The 16,942-nt window shown below is 53.4% G+C and carries 14 protein-coding genes; 6 read left to right on the top strand and 8 right to left on the bottom strand.

Going from position 1 to position 16,942, the window contains the following annotated elements; genetic code table 11:
- Window positions 1–25: 25 nt before the first annotated feature.
- Complete coding sequence (locus tag P349_RS10590; protein ID WP_024907625.1) at window positions 26–1,213, bottom strand: NupC/NupG family nucleoside CNT transporter; 1,188 nt, start codon at window positions 1,211–1,213, stop codon at window positions 26–28.
- Between the two features lie 348 nt (window positions 1,214–1,561).
- Here P349_RS10590 and P349_RS10595 point away from each other — a divergent pair, with 348 nt between their 5' ends.
- Window positions 1,562–2,800, top strand: coding sequence for an Nramp family divalent metal transporter (locus P349_RS10595; protein WP_024907626.1), 1,239 nt, complete (start codon window positions 1,562–1,564; stop codon window positions 2,798–2,800).
- A 33-nt stretch (window positions 2,801–2,833) separates the two neighbouring features.
- Here P349_RS10595 and P349_RS10600 read toward each other — a convergent pair whose 3' ends face one another.
- Together P349_RS10600 and mgrA are read right to left on the bottom strand one after the other, a co-directional pair.
- Window positions 2,834–3,184 (bottom strand): DUF2502 domain-containing protein, encoded by a 351-nt coding sequence (locus P349_RS10600; RefSeq protein ID WP_024907627.1) that lies wholly within the window; start codon window positions 3,182–3,184, stop codon window positions 2,834–2,836.
- A gap of 127 nt (window positions 3,185–3,311) precedes the next feature.
- Window positions 3,312–4,310, bottom strand: coding sequence for an L-glyceraldehyde 3-phosphate reductase (gene mgrA, locus P349_RS10605; protein ID WP_032646685.1), 999 nt, complete (start codon window positions 4,308–4,310; stop codon window positions 3,312–3,314).
- Between the two features lie 187 nt (window positions 4,311–4,497).
- Between mgrA and ipdC the strand changes: the two genes are divergently transcribed.
- Window positions 4,498–6,156: an indolepyruvate decarboxylase gene (ipdC, locus tag P349_RS10610; protein ID WP_032646684.1), complete on the top strand. Its 1,659-nt coding sequence runs from the start codon at window positions 4,498–4,500 to the stop codon at window positions 6,154–6,156.
- Here ipdC and P349_RS10615 read toward each other — a convergent pair whose 3' ends face one another.
- A complete protein-coding gene (locus P349_RS10615; protein ID WP_024907630.1) occupies window positions 6,157–7,392 on the bottom strand; it encodes an ion channel protein in 1,236 nt (411 codons plus the stop codon).
- A gap of 205 nt (window positions 7,393–7,597) precedes the next feature.
- Between P349_RS10615 and glk the strand changes: the two genes are divergently transcribed.
- Window positions 7,598–8,563, top strand: coding sequence for a glucokinase (gene glk / locus P349_RS10620; RefSeq protein ID WP_032646682.1), 966 nt, complete (start codon window positions 7,598–7,600; stop codon window positions 8,561–8,563).
- Window positions 8,564–8,598: 35 nt separating this feature from the next.
- Here the strand turns inward: glk and P349_RS10625 are convergent, their stop codons facing one another.
- Both P349_RS10625 and P349_RS10630 read right to left on the bottom strand, forming a co-directional pair.
- Window positions 8,599–9,330, bottom strand: a complete 732-nt coding sequence (locus tag P349_RS10625) for a LytR/AlgR family response regulator transcription factor (RefSeq protein WP_024907632.1) — start codon at window positions 9,328–9,330, stop codon at window positions 8,599–8,601.
- Window positions 9,331–9,333: 3 nt separating this feature from the next.
- Entirely contained in the window at window positions 9,334–11,040 is a 1,707-nt protein-coding gene (locus P349_RS10630; protein WP_024907633.1) for a sensor histidine kinase, read from the bottom strand.
- A 386-nt stretch (window positions 11,041–11,426) separates the two neighbouring features.
- On the opposite strand from P349_RS10630, the gene alaC reads away from it, so the two are divergent.
- On the top strand, window positions 11,427–12,665 hold the full coding sequence (gene alaC, locus P349_RS10635) for an alanine transaminase (RefSeq protein WP_023308710.1): 1,239 nt from the start codon (window positions 11,427–11,429) through the stop codon (window positions 12,663–12,665).
- Between the two features lie 52 nt (window positions 12,666–12,717).
- Here alaC and ypdK read toward each other — a convergent pair whose 3' ends face one another.
- A complete protein-coding gene (gene ypdK / locus P349_RS26350) occupies window positions 12,718–12,789 on the bottom strand; it encodes a membrane protein YpdK (protein WP_099458937.1) in 72 nt (23 codons plus the stop codon).
- 358 nt (window positions 12,790–13,147) lie between these two features.
- A complete protein-coding gene (gene lpxP, locus P349_RS10640; RefSeq protein ID WP_152540059.1) occupies window positions 13,148–14,068 on the bottom strand; it encodes a kdo(2)-lipid IV(A) palmitoleoyltransferase in 921 nt (306 codons plus the stop codon).
- A gap of 794 nt (window positions 14,069–14,862) precedes the next feature.
- On the opposite strand from lpxP, the gene tssB reads away from it, so the two are divergent.
- The gene (tssB, locus tag P349_RS10645) at window positions 14,863–15,360 is read left to right on the top strand and encodes a type VI secretion system contractile sheath small subunit (protein WP_032646679.1); all 498 of its coding nucleotides are present in this window, start codon (window positions 14,863–14,865) and stop codon (window positions 15,358–15,360) included.
- 32 nt (window positions 15,361–15,392) lie between these two features.
- Window positions 15,393–16,937: a type VI secretion system contractile sheath large subunit gene (tssC, locus tag P349_RS10650; protein WP_032646678.1), complete on the top strand. Its 1,545-nt coding sequence runs from the start codon at window positions 15,393–15,395 to the stop codon at window positions 16,935–16,937.
- Window positions 16,938–16,942 lie beyond the last annotated feature (5 nt).

Genomic DNA, 16,942 nt, shown 5'->3' with positions numbered 1-16,942 from the left:
CCGGTTTTTTGTTTAACGGTAAACGTTACAGTACCAGTGCCGCGATGGAAGCAGACAGGACGCTCACCAGCGTAGAGCCGTAAACCAGCTTCAGGCCAAAGCGAGAAACCACGTTACCCTGTTCTTCGTTCAGACCTTTAATCGCACCCGCGATAATCCCGATGGACGAGAAGTTAGCGAAGGAGACCAGGAACACGGAGAGAATGCCTTCCGCGCGCGGAGAAAGCGTGCTGGCAATTTTCTGCAGATCCATCATCGCAACGAATTCGTTAGATACCAGCTTGGTTGCCATGATACTGCCCACCTGCAGCGCTTCGTGCGCAGGAACACCCATCACCCATGCAACAGGGTAGAAGATGTAGCCCAGAATCCCCTGGAAGGAGATGCCCAGCACAGCGGCGAACAGGGCGTTCAGGCCAGAAATCAGCGCAATGAAGCCGATCAGCATGGCGGCAACGATAATCGCCACTTTGAAACCGGCCAGAATGTACTCACCCAGCATTTCGAAGAAGCTCTGGCCTTCGTGCAGGTTTGACATCTGGATGTTCTCTTCGCTGGCGTCAACGCGGTACGGGTTGATCAGCGACAGAACGATAAAGGTGCTGAACATGTTCAGAACCAGCGCCGCAACAACATACTTCGGCTCCAGCATGGTCATATACGCACCCACGATAGACATGGAAACGGTAGACATTGCGGTTGCCGCCATGGTGTACATGCGGTTGCGGGACATTTTGCCGAGAATATCTTTATACGCGATGAAGTTCTCAGACTGACCGAGGATCAGGGAACTGACGGCGTTAAAGGATTCCAGCTTGCCCATGCCGTTCACTTTGGATAACAGGAAGCCAATTCCACGAATAATGAACGGCAGAACGCGGATGTGCTGCAGAATACCGATCAGTGCGGAGATGAAGACGATTGGGCAGAGAACCTTCAGGAAGAAGAACGCCAGACCTTCGTCGTTCATTTTACCGAAGACAAAGTTGGTCCCTTCATTGGCGAATCCGAGCAGTTTTTCGAACATTTCGGAGAAGCCTTTTACGAAGCCGAGGCCTACGTTGGAGTTCAGGAAGAACCACGCAAGTAAAACTTCAATGACCAGCAGCTGGACAACATAACGGATACGAATTTTTTTGCGGTCTGTGCTGACCAGCAATGCAAGTGCAGTAACGACAACAAGTGCCAGGACAAAATGAAGGACGCGGTCCATATTTGCTCCAAATATGAGGCAGGTTTAATTTTCGTGCACATTCTATGTAACAAGCGAAAAGAAAACGAGATCGAGGACACACTATAGTTACATCCTGTGACGAGTCTCAAAAATAGTGATCCACAATACATTTTTGTTATGTTAGGTAAATGAGTGAAAAGTTAAGTTTGTGTGCTAGTCTTCACAAAAGCGCGCGCGATTTCAGTTTCTGTTAGATCGCCCCACTTACCCGCCCGTCTATCGTTCAAAGCTATCAGAGAAATCACTGTAAACCTCACAAATGAACTTGATAATCATTCTCATTTTGATAGCATTAAACATAGCAAAGGCTATATTTCAGAGGCAGAAATGACAAACAGTCGCGTAGAGGGTAGCAGTGGCAGAGCCGCGCGCAAGTTGCGGTTCGCATTAATGGGACCTGCGTTCATCGCTGCCATTGGCTATATCGATCCAGGTAACTTTGCGACCAATATTCAGGCCGGGGCCAGCTTCGGCTATAAGCTGCTGTGGGTGGTCGTCTGGGCTAACCTGATGGCGATGCTGATTCAGATGCTCTCTGCAAAGCTGGGGATTGCCACGGGCAAAAACCTGGCGGAGCAAATTCGCGACCATTATCCGCGTCCGGCCGTCTGGCTCTACTGGATCCAGGCGGAAATCATCGCTATGGCCACTGACCTCGCTGAGTTTATCGGCGCAGCGATCGGCTTTAAGCTGATTCTGGGCGTGTCGCTGTTGCAGGGGGCGGTACTCACCGGGATTGCCACGTTCCTGATCCTGATGCTACAGCGTCGGGGTCAAAAGCCGCTGGAGAAGGTCATTGGCGGTCTGCTGCTGTTTGTCGCGGCGGCCTATATCGTCGAGCTGATTTTCTCACAGCCGAATCTGGCGCAGCTCGCTAAAGGGATGGCGATCCCAAGCCTGCCAACCTCGGAAGCGGTGTTCCTGGCCGCCGGGGTATTGGGGGCGACCATCATGCCGCATGTGATTTACCTGCACTCCTCGCTGACGCAGCATCTCCACGGTGGGACGCGCAAAGAGCGTTACTCCGCCACCAAATGGGACGTGGCGATCGCCATGACCATCGCCGGGTTTGTCAATCTGGCGATGATGGCTACCGCAGCTGCCGCTTTCCACTTTAACGGTCACACCGGTATTGCCGATCTCGACCAGGCGTATCTCACGCTGGAGCCGCTGCTGAGCCATGCTGCCGCCACGATATTTGGTCTTAGCCTGGTGGCTGCCGGTCTTTCTTCCACGGTGGTGGGCACGCTGGCAGGCCAGGTGGTGATGCAGGGGTTTGTCCGGTTCCATATTCCGCTGTGGGTGCGTCGCTCCGTCACCATGCTGCCGTCATTTGTGGTGATTCTGATGGGGCTCGACCCAACGCGAATTCTGGTCATGAGCCAGGTGCTGCTAAGCTTTGGCATCGCACTGGCGCTGGTGCCGCTGCTGATCTTTACCAGCGACAAAAACCTGATGGGCGAACTGGTCAACTCAACGCTGGTGAAACGGACCGGGTGGGCCATCGTGGTGGTGGTGGTGGCGCTGAACCTGTGGCTGCTGATTGGTACAGCGTTGGGACTCTAAAAGAAAAAGGAGCCGTGAGGCTCCTTTTTGCTGTTAGTCGTCATGACCGTGGTGACCATGTCCGTGACCTTTGCCGCGACCCCAGCCGCCGCGACGGTCATCACGATCGTTCCACCCTTCACGGTAGCCGCGCTCGTAGGCGCTGTCTTTATACCAGCCGCGGTGTCTGCCGTTATCATGCTTCCACCAGCGGTCTCCGCGCCACTCATAGTGACGGTTCCAGTAGTCACGGTCGCGCCAGTAGCCACCGTCCCAGTATCTGCCGTAGTCGTCACGATCGCCAATTTGTAATTTTACTGATGGCAACAGGGTGATTTCGCCCGCAGTGGCGATCAGCGGAGCCGAAGCCAGTAATACCGCTGCAAGAATCAGTGACCTGAACATACTCTTTCTCCTTCACGATCGGAGCCTTTGTGGGGCCTGTTAACGCAATTTTACGAGTTGGTAAAGCTTCGTATCATCGCCTCAACTCCGAATTCCTGGGTGAGAGCACTTTTTGCTAAAAATGATTCTATTTTGAGCTGCTCAGGATCCCTTCTATACGGGACAGCTCTTCCGCAGAGAAATGGCGGTTTGCCAGCATGCCCACGGCGTCATCAATCTGCGCCGCTTTACTTGCCCCAATCAGCACAGACGTCACATTCTCATGGCGTAATACCCAGGCCAGCGCCATCTGGGACAGCTTCTGGCCGCGCTCTTCCGCCATGGCGTTCAGCTTTCTTACCTTCTCCAGCTTCTCTTCGGTTATCTGGTCAGGGTTAAGGAACTGACTGCCGCTTGCCGCGCGTGAGTCTGCCGGAATGCCGTTCAGATAGCGGTTGGTCAGTTGCCCGCCAGCCAGCGGCGAGAAGGGAATACAGCCAACCCCTTTTTCCTGCAGCACGTTCAGCAGTCCCGCTTCTGGAGCACGTTCAAAGAGGGAGTATTTCGGCTGGTGGATAAGGCAGGGCGTCCCGAGGTCATTAAGGATATCAATCGCCTGGCGAGCCAGTTCAGCCGGGTAGTTGGATAACCCGACGTACAGGGCTTTTCCCTGGCGCACCACATGGTCAAGCGCTTTCATGGTTTCCAGCAGCGGCGTTTGTGGGTCTGGACGGTGATGATAGAAGATATCCACATACTCCAGCCCCATGCGCTTCAGGCTTTGATCGAGGCTCGCCAGCAGATATTTGCGTGACCCCCAGTCGCCGTAAGGACCCTCCCACATGGTATAACCCGCTTTGGTAGAGACGATCAGCTCATCGCGCCAGGGCAGGAAATCCTCCTGCAAAATACGGCCGAAATTACGTTCGGCCGATCCGGGAGGCGGGCCATAGTTGTTGGCAAGGTCGAAATGCGTAATGCCCAGATCGAATGCGCGCTGTAAAAGTTGACGGCTGTTTTCGATAAGAGTGATGTCACCAAAGTTATGCCACAGCCCAAGCGAGATGGCGGGTAACCTGAGCCCGCTTCGCCCGCAGCGGCGATACTCCATTGTCCCGTAACGATTTTTGTCCGGCTGATAACCCATTTTCGTGACCTCTGGCGCTGAAGTGAAAAATCAGTGTATGCGTTTACATTTACGTGAAAAAAAGCAGCATAGCGCAGCCTTTTTTGTAAAGCATTCTTTCCATGCCCTTCTTATCGCCAATTCTGGACAGCCATCACGCTTATTTAATACTCAAGGTGAGGTCAAAACATTAGAAGGATACCTGTTTATGCGTACCCCATACTGCGTCGCCGATTACCTGCTGGACCGTCTTACAGATTGTGGAGCCGATCATCTGTTTGGCGTGCCGGGCGACTATAACCTGCAGTTTCTCGACCATGTGATAGACAGCCCGGATATCTGTTGGGTGGGCTGTGCCAACGAATTAAACGCCTCTTACGCCGCGGACGGATATGCCCGATGTAAGGGCTTCGCCGCGCTGCTGACGACATTTGGCGTAGGAGAGTTAAGCGCCATGAACGGCATTGCGGGCAGCTACGCCGAGCACGTTCCGGTCTTGCATATTGTGGGTGCGCCGGGTACGGCGTCACAGCAAAGAGGTGAGCTGCTGCACCATACGCTGGGCGACGGTGAGTTTCGTCATTTTTACCATATGAGCGAACCGATCACCGCTGCACAGGCGATCCTGACCGAACAAAACGCCAGTTATGAAATCGACCGGGTATTAACGACCATGCTCCGGGAACGTCGTCCCGGCTATCTGATGCTGCCTGCCGACGTGGCAAAAAAAGCCGCCACTCCGCCTGTAAACGCTCTCACTCTCCGGCACGCGCATGCCGATAGCGCCTGTCTGAAAGCGTTCCGGGATGCCGCAGAAAACAGGCTTGCCAGGAGCAAGCGTACTGCGCTGCTGGCCGATTTCCTTGTCCTGCGCCATGGCCTGAAGCATGTGCTACAGAAATGGGTCAAGGACGTGCCGATGGCGCACGCCACCATGCTGATGGGTAAAGGCATATTTGACGAGCGTCACGCCGGTTTTTACGGCACGTACAGCGGTTCGGCGAGCGCAGGCGCGGTAAAAGAGGCGATTGAAGGGGCGGATACCGTGCTGTGCATCGGCACGCGATTTACCGATACCCTGACCGCCGGCTTCACGCATCAGCTTACCCCGGCTCAAACGATAGAAGTTCAGCCTCACGCCTCACGCGTCGGTGATATCTGGTTTACCGGCATCCCCATGCTCCAGGCAATCGAAACGCTGGTGGAGCTGTGTAAACAGCACGTGCACGAGACGCCGGTACCGGCCTCTCAAAGCGCGATGGCCTACCCGCAGCCGGATGGCTCGCTGACGCAGGCGAATTTCTGGCAAACGTTGCAGACGTTTATCCGCCCGGGGGACATCATTCTTGCGGATCAGGGCACCTCGGCCTTCGGCGCGATCGACCTTCGTCTGCCGGCTGACGTGAATTTTATCGTCCAGCCGCTGTGGGGATCGATCGGCTATACGCTGGCGGCGGCATTTGGCGCGCAAACGGCCTGCCCGAACCGGCGCGTGATTGTGCTGACGGGGGATGGCGCGGCACAGCTCACCATTCAGGAGCTAGGCTCGATGCTGCGGGATAAACAGCACCCCATCATTCTGGTTCTGAACAACGAAGGGTACACGGTAGAAAGGGCGATCCACGGGCCGGAGCAGCGGTATAACGACATTGCGCTATGGAACTGGACGCAAATCCCGCAGGCACTGAGCCTTGATCCTCAGGCCCAGTGCTGGCGGGTCAGTGAAGCGGAGCAGCTGGCGGACGTCCTTGAAAAAGTGGCGCACCACGAGCGGCTCTCGCTGATTGAGGTGATGCTGCCGAAAGCAGATATCCCACCGCTGCTGGGGGCGCTTACCAAAGCGCTGGAAGCGCGCAATAACGCCTGACTACTTGTCGTTTCGCCAGGCCATCATCATCGGTTTGCCCGCCAGCAGGAGCCAGGCGGGCAACATCACGATACAAAGCAGAGGGAAAAGCGTCGAATCCGGTACGACTACCGCCGCCATGAACAGGCTGAGCCACGCGTCGCGCGTGACTACCAGAACCAGTCCCAGAATAGAGCAGGAGACGGTAATCGCCGCCGGCACCGCATCGACATGTTCGTGCAGCATCAGCCCCAGCGCGACGCCGACAAAGACCGCCGGGAAGATGCGTCCACCGCGGAAACCGCAGGCGGCCGCCACCACCAGCGCTGCCAGCTTGATTACGGCAAACAGCAGATAGTCGGAGACGCTAAATACCTGACTGAAGGCCAGCTGTTGCATCTCGTCCAGACCTTTAAACAGCGTCACCGTCCCACCGATTGCCCCTAAAATACCGAGGATCAAACCGCCAGCCCCCAGAATTAACACCGGGTGTTTGAGTCTATGCATTAGCCGGTGCAGACGTGGAAGGCACCATACCGCCACCATCCCCAGCGCGATGGCGATAGCAACGACGATGGCGCCGCTGAAAATATCGGCGATTTGCATCTGGCCGTAGTGGGGGAGTGAGAGGGAAAAATGAGGATGGAAAAACAGGCTGGTGGTCAACGCCCCGGCGGCGGCGGCCATCAGCGGCGCAAAGAGTTTATCCCAGAGGGGGACGTCGTTATTGCTGCTGAGCGTCTGCGAAAAGATCAGTGCGGCAGCGACGGGTGTACCGAAAAGCGCTCCGATGGTGCCTGCGGAGGCGAGAATGGTCCAGTCCAGCGCGCCGACGCGGGGCAAAATGCGTGAACCGAGGAAAACCGCCAGGCCAATGTTGACCGCCATAATCGGATGCTCTGGTCCCAGGCTGACGCCACCGGCCAGACCGAGAATCAACGCGATAATCAGCCCCGGCAGTGCCGAAGGAGAAACCGGGGCACCAATCAGCGGTTCCTGTGCCGGGTCTGGTCCAGCATGGCCAGGACTGAAACGGATCACCAGGCCCACCGCAATACCGGTCAACGTTAGCATCACAACGATCCAGGCAGGGGAGTCAGCGGTGACGCCCAGTCCTGCAGGAAGTGCGTTCCATAATAGTGTTTGCAGCACCGACGCGACTTTCATCACGACAATGAGCACCAGGCTTGAAACCACGCCAATGATTAGCGCCGGAATGGCCAGCAACAGCATGGTTCTGGCTCGCGGGTGGAGCATGATGATTTCCTTGTACAAAACGGTATTACGTTACTTTGCACATTAAGCTTTATGGCAATAGTGCAAAAGGTGCTGAAACGGTAAAGTTATTCTGTGACGAAGATCGATAATCCATGGGCATTCACCTTACGGCCGTTGTTGTTATCACGCCTTGAATTTACAGTGTCCCAAAGATTTATTCTGACTTTAGCGGAGCAGTAGAAGAATGACAAAGTATGCTTTGGTAGGTGATGTGGGCGGCACGAACGCGCGCCTCGCATTATGCGATGTAAGTAGCGGTGAAATTTCCCAGGCGAAAACCTACTCAGGGCTGGATTATCCAAGCCTTGAGGCCGTTGTCCGCGTCTATCTGGACGAGCATCAGGTAAGCGTCGAAGATGGCTGCATCGCCATTGCCTGTCCGATAACCGGCGACTGGGTCGCAATGACCAACCATACCTGGGCATTCTCCATCGCCGAGATGAAAAAAAACCTCGGCTTTGCGCATCTTGAAATCATCAATGACTTCACCGCGGTGTCCATGGCGATCCCGATGCTGAAGCCGGAGCATCTGATCCAGTTTGGCGGCGCTGAACCTGTCGAAGGTAAGCCAATTGCGGTTTACGGGGCCGGGACCGGACTGGGCGTTTCACATCTGGTGCACGTTGCTCAGCGCTGGGTGAGCCTGCCGGGTGAAGGCGGCCACGTAGACTTTGCGCCAAACAGCGAAGAAGAGGGCATTATCCTCGAAGAATTACGCGCTGAGATCGGCCACGTCTCCGCCGAGCGCGTCCTTTCGGGGCCGGGGCTGGTGAACCTGTACCGTGCGATTGTGAAATCTGACGGTCGTCTGCCGGAAAACCTGCAGCCGAAAGACGTCACCGAACGCGCGCTGGCGGACAGCTGCATTGACTGCCGTCGTGCCCTGTCGCTGTTCTGCGTGATTATGGGACGCTTCGGCGGCAACCTGGCGCTGACGCTGGGCACCTTCGGTGGGGTCTATATTGCGGGCGGGATCGTACCGCGCTTCCTCGACTTCTTTAAAGCCTCGGGCTTCCGCGGCGGGTTTGAGGATAAAGGGCGCTTCAGAAGCTACGTGCAGGACATTCCGGTTTATCTGATCGTGCATGATAATCCAGGCCTGCTGGGGTCGGGTGCCCACCTGCGTCAGGTTCTCGGTCAAATTCTCTGATGCATGGCCCTCTCCCGCGGGAGAGGGCTTTTTCTTTACAGGTGCATCAGCTGGCGGAACTCTTTCACCTTGCTGCGGCTCACCGGCACCTGAAAATCCAGATCCTTCAGACGCAAAATGTAGGTGTTGTTAAACCAGGGTTCGATCTCGCGGATCTTGTTTAAATTCACGCAGAACGACCGGTGGCAGCGGAAAAAGTGCGACGCAGGCAGCTTGCTGCAAAACTCGGTGATGTTCATCGCCATCACGTAAGATTCCCGCCGCGTATAAACAAACGTCATCTTTTCATGGGCTTCGGCATAGTAGATATCATTGACCGGCGTCACGATGATGCGCTCGTCTTTGACCAGATTAATTGTGTCGTTTTCCCGTACCGTTGGGGTGGCGCTAGCGGGGGCGGTCTGCTGCTGCCATGCGGCCTCCAGCTTTTGCAGCATGCTGACAATCCGCGACTCCTGGTAAGGCTTAAGGATATAGTCAAACGCCTCCAGCTCGAAGGCCTCTACGGCGTGCTCTTTCCATGCGGTAACGAAAACAATAAACGGCTTATGGGCAAACTGATTGATGTTTTGCGCCAGCAATACGCCATCCAGCGACGGGATATTTATATCCAGAAAAATGGCGTCGACCCGGTTATGCTGCAAAAACTTCAGCACGTCCAGACCATCATCAAACGTACCCACAATCTCCATCTGGCTGTGGGTGTTGATAAGCCAGGTGAGCTCCTGTTGAGCCAGGAATTCATCTTCTACGATGATAACTTTCATGGGTTACTCCACCTGGGGCAACAGTGATGTTGTCGAATGAACGGGAGAACGCTCATTCGGGACGTAAAAAGCAATTTCGGTGCCCGGCTCAAGACGCTGAATATGCAGTCCGTCGCCGTAAAGCAGCTTGACCCGGTGGTGCACGTTCAGCAGGCCGATTTTATTCCCGGGCATCTCGTTAGACTCCACGCGCTCAATGACTTTTGGGTCAATCCCGTGGCCGGTATCGCGCACGGCAATGCGTACCCGGTTACCGCTTTCGGTGATGCTGATGGTGACCACCCCTTTGCCTTTACAGGGCTGAATGCCGTGAACAATCGCGTTTTCGACCAGCGGCTGGATAAGCAGGCTCGGAATCACGCAGTTGACCTCTTCATCAATATCGTAAATGACCGTGAGCTTGTCACCAAAGCGCGCCTGTTCAATGGCGATGTAGTCCTTGATCTGATACAGCTCTTTTTTGATGTCGATCTGCTCGTCATCTTTCAGCTCGATGTTGTAGCGCAGATAGCGGGACAGGTTAAAAATCAGCTGGCGCGCGGTGTCCGGATTAAGACGAATGGACGAGGAGATCGCGTTCAGCGCGTTAAACAGGAAATGGGGATTGATTTTGCTCTGCAGCGCGCGCAGCTCTGCCTTATTTGCCATCTCACGCAGCTGTTCTGCACGGGAGACTTCCAGCTGAGTGGAGATAATCTGCGACAGGCCAATCGCCATCTCCTGCAGGGAGGAGGTGATCTGATGCGCGTGACAGTAATAAATTTTCAGCGTGCCCGTCACGACGCCTTTCTCCCACAGCGGGATCACCAGCATGGAGTGGATTTCCGGCGTTCTGTGGGCTTCGTCATTGTTTTTAATAATGATTTTACCGTAATTGATCGCCTGTCTGGTGGTCGGGCTGATGGTGTCATCATTATCGCGATAGTTGTGTTCCCCGACGCCAACGTAGGCCAGCACGTGGTCAATATTGGTGATGGCGACGGCGTCTGCGTGGATGTCGTGGCGGATAATCTCGCAGACCTGACGCAACGATTCCGCGTTAACGTGGCGGAAAAGCGGCAGCGTTTTGTTGGCGATATCCAGCGCCAGCTTGGCCTGACGGGCAGCGCTGGCCTCTTTTTCCCCTTCAACGCTTTGCACCAGCAGCACGATAAAACCGATGCACACGCTGCCCAGGATCATCGGAATCCCGATTTTCGAAACGATATCCAGCCCTAGGGCGGTGGTGGGGGCCCAGACGACGACCAGGATCATAGTCAGCGTTTCGCACACCATGCCTGCGACGATCCCGGCGCGCCAGCGCTGTTTTTTCGGGATTTTGCGGCTGATCCAGCCGGAGAGCACCCCGGCGATAATGCTGGTAATAAAGCAGGGCACCGCCGTTACGCCGCCGATATCAATCAGGTAGCGATGGGTTCCGGCAATCACGCCGGTGATAACGCCCACCCACGGGCCAAACAAAATTCCGCCGGACATCACGGCGATAATGCGTACGTTAACAAGCGAGCCCTCTACCGGCACGCCTGACCATGTGCTGAACAGGGCGAACAGCGAAAAGATGGCGGTAACGGCCAGCAGCTCTTTTGGCGAGTGGGCGGATTTGTGCAACAGCTCGCGAAACAGGCGAATGCGGATGAGGAAGAACAGGCAAATCAGCATTAATGCCGCACGGTCAAAAACCGCCAGCAGCATAGTGAATATTTCGTGCACGAGTAGACCTGGGAAAACGGGAAAGAACCATGATAAAAAACCTGGCGCGTATTGACCAGCTATCCGTCAGGTTTATCAAATGAGGAAAAACCATAATTCTTAAAGGGGATTGTCCGGCGGTAACGGACACGGCCTTATTTTTTATAGTCAGCGCATCGTCAGGTAACTGTTTTGATATCATCCTGTTAAATAACGGCTATCAGAACGCCAACCCTGAAACAGGGGCTTCCGCTTTTTGGCACTGGCGGGTTCCGGTTTTAAGGCGATTGCTTTTTTTTCATTTCCCTCTCGACAGCATGATTTTTTTCAGGTTATTTTCTAAGCATGCCACATCGGTGGCAGCGTCGCTCGGACGGTCCGGGCGCTAACGTTAATCTGAGGAATCTATGGCTGAATTCAGTCCTGAACGCCGTTTTACGCGTATCGATCGTCTCCCCCCTTATGTTTTCAATATCACTGCTGAACTGAAAATGGCTGCGCGTCGGCGCGGCGAAGATATCATTGATTTCAGCATGGGTAACCCTGACGGTCCAACGCCACCGCATATTGTTGAGAAGCTCTGTACGGTTGCCCAGCGCCCGGATACGCACGGCTACTCAACGTCTCGTGGTATTCCCAGATTACGTCGCGCGATCTCGCGTTGGTATCAGGATCGTTATCAGGTTGATATCGATCCTGAAAGCGAAGCGATTGTCACCATCGGCTCGAAAGAGGGGCTGGCACACCTGATGCTGGCCACGCTGGATCATGGCGATACGGTGCTGGTGCCTAATCCAAGCTATCCGATCCACATCTACGGCGCGGTGATTGCCGGGGCGCAGGTCCGTTCCGTTCCGCTGGTGGAAGGTGTCGATTTCTTTAACGAACTGGAGCGTGCGATTCGCGAAAGTTATCCGAAACCGAAGATGATGATCCTCGGTTTCCCGTCGAACCCAACGGCCCAGTGCGTGGAGCTCGATTTCTTCGAGAAAGTCGTCGCCCTGGCTAAACGTTATGACGTGCTGGTGGTTCACGATTTAGCCTACGCTGACATCGTCTATGACGGCTGGAAAGCCCCTTCCATCATGCAGGTTCCGGGCGCGCGTGACGTGGCGGTAGAGTTCTTTACGCTGTCAAAAAGCTACAACATGGCGGGCTGGCGTATTGGCTTTATGGTGGGTAACAAAACGCTGGTGAGTGCCCTGGCGCGCATTAAGAGTTACCACGACTACGGTACCTTCACGCCGCTACAGGTCGCGGCTATCGCTGCCCTGGAAGGCGACCAGCAGTGCGTTCACGAGATTGCCGCCCAGTATAAGCGCCGCCGTGACGTGCTGGTAAAGGGCTTGCATGAAGCAGGCTGGATGGTGGAAATGCCGAAGGCGTCCATGTACGTCTGGGCGAAAATTCCGGAGCCGTACGCGGCGATGGGATCGCTGGAGTTTGCCAAAAAGCTGCTGCAGGATGCGAAGGTGTGTGTGTCACCGGGCATTGGCTTTGGTGATTACGGCGACACCCATGTGCGATTTGCCCTGATTGAAAACAGCGATCGTATCCGTCAGGCGGTGAGGGGCATCAAGAGTATGTTCCGGGCCGACGGTCTTCTCACTTCAAAGAGCGTCGCTGAACATCCCGCGTCGTCATGACATAAAAAAACAGGAGCCGATGGCTCCTGTTTTTTTGACTGCATGTTCTTCACTAGATCATCAGGGCAAAGGTTCCGGCCCAGACTAAAACAATCACCGAAATGCCCATAAAGAAATATTTCACGTTTCATCGCTCCGCGTATCTTGTGGTACGCATTTAAAAACAGAGTCCACCTGATTATAGAGAACTGAAATCCGGTCAAAACGGAAATGAGAATTTTCCCGTTACGCCGTTAACTCCAGTTCAGAATTCTGTGCTTTCCTGTTGCCAGACGGCGCTAATGTACGCCTAAAAATGAGGGGTGACAAGAGGCATTTTTTTAAATAATTTCCGTTACTTACGAGTGTCGTGGAACGGCGACAGTTTGATTTCGCATCGCAATAAATTCACTTTGGGCGACGCAATGAAAGAGGGCTTCTCAACGGGATGACAGGTGATTGAAAAGGTTAGTTTCTTAGCGAAACTAACCTTCCTGAAAGACTTAAATATAGAGAGAGGCTTCGCCAAGAGGGCGTGTTTTGAAACGGCGATGCATCCACAGATACTGCTCTGGCGCACGCATGATTTCAGTTTCGATGACTTTATTGATAAACGCTGCGGCTTCGCACTCGTTTTCCGGATAGTTAGCCATTTCAGGGGAGATGTGCAGACGATAGCCTGACTTATCTGCTTTTCTCACCATCGTCACGGTCAGCATGGAGGCGCCCGACAGACGCGAAATGACAAAGGTGCCATTAGTCGTCGCAACGTCTTTAACGGCAAAGAAAGGCGCAAAGCTGCTGCCTTTACGTCCATAATCCTGATCGGGTGCAAACCAGACGGCTTCACCTTTCTTCAGGGCACCGACCATGCCGCGCAGGTTGTTACGGCTGATCATCGCCTTATTGGAACGCATGCGGCCTCGCGTCTGTACCCACTCCATCAGCGGACTGTTGTGCGGTCTGTAGGTTGCCATCATTGGCTGACAAAGCCCCATCACGCGGCCGCCCAGCTCCAGCGACATAAAGTGAACGCCAACGACCATCACGCCGCGTTTTTGCATCTGCGCGCGCTTAAGATTATCCAGGCCTTCCACGTCAAACCACTTGCGGACACGCTCATCCGGCCAGAACCAGGCCATGCCGGTTTCAAGCAGCGCCATGCCGATGGATTTGAAGTTTTCAGCGATGAGTTTCTCGCGCTCATCAGCATTGTACTGCGGAAAACAAAGCTCAAGATTTTTACGCGCGATGGATTCGCGTCGTTTCAGGAAAACGCGGGAAGCGCTGCCCAGTTTCGATCCCAGCAAACGCAGAACAGGGTACGGAAGTTGAACCAGCAGCCAGAGTACGCCAAGACCAAACCATGTAAACCAGTAACGCGGGTGTAAAAACGCGCGTTGAAATTTGGATTGAGACAAAATAGTAAAACCTATGTGAAGCCTGTAAAGGTAGCGCAGAGTTTGCGATACGACGTGCCGATAAGACCGTTCTTCAAGGTGATGGTTGCAGACTTTACCGAACTTTACGGCGTTGCCTGGCCACTGCTGATTTGGGCGGGCGGCGTAATGTAGCACCGTTATACGATATGTGCTATTACTCGTTTTTGATTAAAAAAGCGGCAGTTTGGAAGGTGCTTGATTTTACAGATTTTATAATAAATCGCTGCAAGAGCAGGTCATATGGATGAGTTGGGCAGGTAGATCATCGTCTGATGAAGGCGTAAAGGGGAAAAAAAGCGTTGTGTTTATTCGTGACTGATTCCGCACTTGATAAATTTATTTATCGCTTACACATTAGCGAATAGGAAAATTCCTTGTGAAATGTCTCATGTATTATTTTTGTAATCAATAATTCAGATTTTTTCATCATGCCGAAATATCTTATTTTTATCGTACTGCAATACTGCATTGCAGTACGCCTATCTATTTTTGGTCGCAGCTTATTGATGCAAATCAATATAAGGTGTTTTCCCTGGCGTCTATCTGCCTACGATCGTTTTTGCGATACAAATATTCGGGTTGCATACCGAAAGCAGTGTCTTTTTCTGGGGTGGAGGGGGTAATTCGCCATAATGTTTTAGTGGAAAATTCTTAAGAAATTTCTTATATCGGATAAAAGATCTGTGTATTTGATTTTATGTCGATCATTATTCTAATATTGCGCATCAAGAACGATACCGTGAAGTTGGCGTAGCAAAACAAAGAGGGATGATGAGATGGCTGACAGTTTTCAGAATGAGGTGCCTAAGGCACGTATTAACCTGAAGCTTGACCTGCATACGGGTGGGGCAAGCAAGAAAATGGAATTACCATTGAAATTACTGGTTACAGGTGATTTCAGTAATGGGCAGGAGTCTGCTTCAATATCTGAGCGTGAAAAAGTTAACATCACGAAAAATAATTTTGATAGCGTTCTTTCCGAATATTCCCCAAAAGTTAATCTAACCGTTAAAAATACGCTGTCTGACGATGGTGGTGAGGACAACATTCAGCTGACTTTCCAGAGCATGAAAGATTTCACGCCAGAGCAGGTGGCAGCCCAAATTCCACAGCTGAAGGCGATGCTGGCGATGCGCAACTTGCTCCGCGATCTGAAAGCCAACCTGCTGGATAACCAGACTTTCCGAAAAGAGCTGGAGAAAATCGTTCTTGACCAGTCACTTAGTGCTGAGTTGCGAAATGAACTATCCGCACTGGCTTCAAAAAAACCTTAACCATCATGCTGTTTTAACGGATTAATCAAGGAATGCTCATGTCTGTACAAAATAATACTGCTGGCGGGGAAAGCGTGGTGCTGGAACGCCCTGGTGTGGGTGGGGTATACGCCTCACTGTTTGAGAAAATCAATCTGAACCCTGTCTCCGAGCTGAGCGCGCTGGATATCTGGCAAGATGCGCAGGCGATGTCGGATGCGACCGCTGACGAGCGTCTCACCGCAGGTATGCAGGTCTTTCTGGAATGCCTGACCAAGGCAGGCTCGAAAGTCGAAAAACTGGATAAAAGCCTGATCGATCACCACATCGCTGAGCTCGATTACCAGATAAGCCGCCAGCTCGACGCCGTTATGCACCATGAAGAGTTTCAGGCGGTTGAGAGCCTGTGGCGCGGCGTGAAGTCGCTGGTTGATAAAACAGATTTTCGCCAGAACGTGAAAATTGAGCTTCTGAGCATGTCTAAAGAAGACCTGCGCCAGGACTTTGAAGACAGCCCGGAAATCATCCAGAGTGGTCTGTATAAACACGCCTATATTGATGAATATGATACCCCGGGCGGCGAGCCGATTGCGGCGCTGATTTCCGCTTATGAGTTCGATGCTTCAGCTCAGGATGTCGCTCTGCTGCGCAACATCTCTAAAGTATCCGCAGCTGCACATATGCCGTTTATCGGCTCGGCAGGCCCAAAATTCTTCCTCAAGGAGTCAATGGAAGACGTCGCGGCGATTAAAGATATTGGTAACTATTTTGACCGCGCAGAGTACATCAAGTGGAAATCGTTCCGCGATACGGACGACGCTCGCTACATCGGTCTGGTGATGCCGCGCGTACTGGGACGTTTACCGTACGGCCCGGATACCGTTCCGGTTCGCAGCTTTAACTATGTTGAAGAAGTCAAAGGTCCGGATCACGACAAATACCTGTGGACGAATGCGTCGTTTGCCTTCGCGTCCAACATGGTGCGTAGCTTTATCAATAATGGCTGGTGCGTACAAATCCGTGGCCCACAGGCCGGCGGTGCGGTTCAGGATCTGCCTATCCATCTTTATGACCTGGGTACCGGCAATCAGGTAAAAATCCCGTCTGAGGTCATGATCCCTGAAACGCGTGAGTTCGAGTTCGCGAATCTGGGCTTTATTCCTTTGTCCTACTATAAAAACCGCGACTACGCCTGCTTCTTTTCAGCCAACTCCGCCCAGAAACCGGCGCTGTATGATACCGCAGATGCAACGGCCAACAGCCGCATCAACGCCCGCCTGCCGTACATCTTCCTGCTGTCGCGTATCGCCCACTACCTGAAGCTGATTCAGCGCGAGAACATCGGTACTACCAAGGATCGCCGACTTCTGGAGCTGGAGCTGAACACCTGGGTCCGCAGTCTGGTGACCGAAATGACCGATCCGGGCGACGAACTGCAGGCATCTCATCCACTGCGTGATGCAAAAGTAGTGGTGGAAGATATTGAGGATAACCCGGGCTTCTTCCGCGTGAAGTTGTATGCGATCCCGCACTTCCAGGTGGAAGGGATGGACGTAAACCTGTCGCTGGTTTCCCAGATGCCGAAAGCGAAATCGTAAGGCGA

It is taken from the genome of Enterobacter sp. DC4, from assembly GCF_000568095.1.
Taxonomy (GTDB): Bacteria; Pseudomonadota; Gammaproteobacteria; order Enterobacterales; family Enterobacteriaceae; genus Enterobacter; species Enterobacter pseudoroggenkampii.
The sequence above is the reverse complement of the archived record's forward strand: the minus strand, read 5'-3'. Positions and strand labels throughout refer to the sequence as shown.

Excerpts from the sequence above, each read along its gene's own strand:
- P349_RS10590 (WP_024907625.1), bottom strand. The coding sequence starts at position 1,213 with ATGGACCGCGTCCTTCATTTTGTCCTGGCACTTGTTGTCGTTACTGCA.
- P349_RS10595 (WP_024907626.1), top strand. The coding sequence starts at position 1,562 with ATGACAAACAGTCGCGTAGAGGGTAGCAGTGGCAGAGCCGCGCGCAAG.
- P349_RS10600 (WP_024907627.1), bottom strand. The coding sequence starts at position 3,184 with ATGTTCAGGTCACTGATTCTTGCAGCGGTATTACTGGCTTCGGCTCCG.
- mgrA (WP_032646685.1), bottom strand. The coding sequence starts at position 4,310 with ATGGGTTATCAGCCGGACAAAAATCGTTACGGGACAATGGAGTATCGC.
- ipdC (WP_032646684.1), top strand. The coding sequence starts at position 4,498 with ATGCGTACCCCATACTGCGTCGCCGATTACCTGCTGGACCGTCTTACA.
- P349_RS10615 (WP_024907630.1), bottom strand. The coding sequence starts at position 7,392 with ATGCTCCACCCGCGAGCCAGAACCATGCTGTTGCTGGCCATTCCGGCG.
- glk (WP_032646682.1), top strand. The coding sequence starts at position 7,598 with ATGACAAAGTATGCTTTGGTAGGTGATGTGGGCGGCACGAACGCGCGC.
- P349_RS10625 (WP_024907632.1), bottom strand. The coding sequence starts at position 9,330 with ATGAAAGTTATCATCGTAGAAGATGAATTCCTGGCTCAACAGGAGCTC.
- alaC (WP_023308710.1), top strand. The coding sequence starts at position 11,427 with ATGGCTGAATTCAGTCCTGAACGCCGTTTTACGCGTATCGATCGTCTC.
- tssB (WP_032646679.1), top strand. The coding sequence starts at position 14,863 with ATGGCTGACAGTTTTCAGAATGAGGTGCCTAAGGCACGTATTAACCTG.
- tssC (WP_032646678.1), top strand. The coding sequence starts at position 15,393 with ATGCTCATGTCTGTACAAAATAATACTGCTGGCGGGGAAAGCGTGGTG.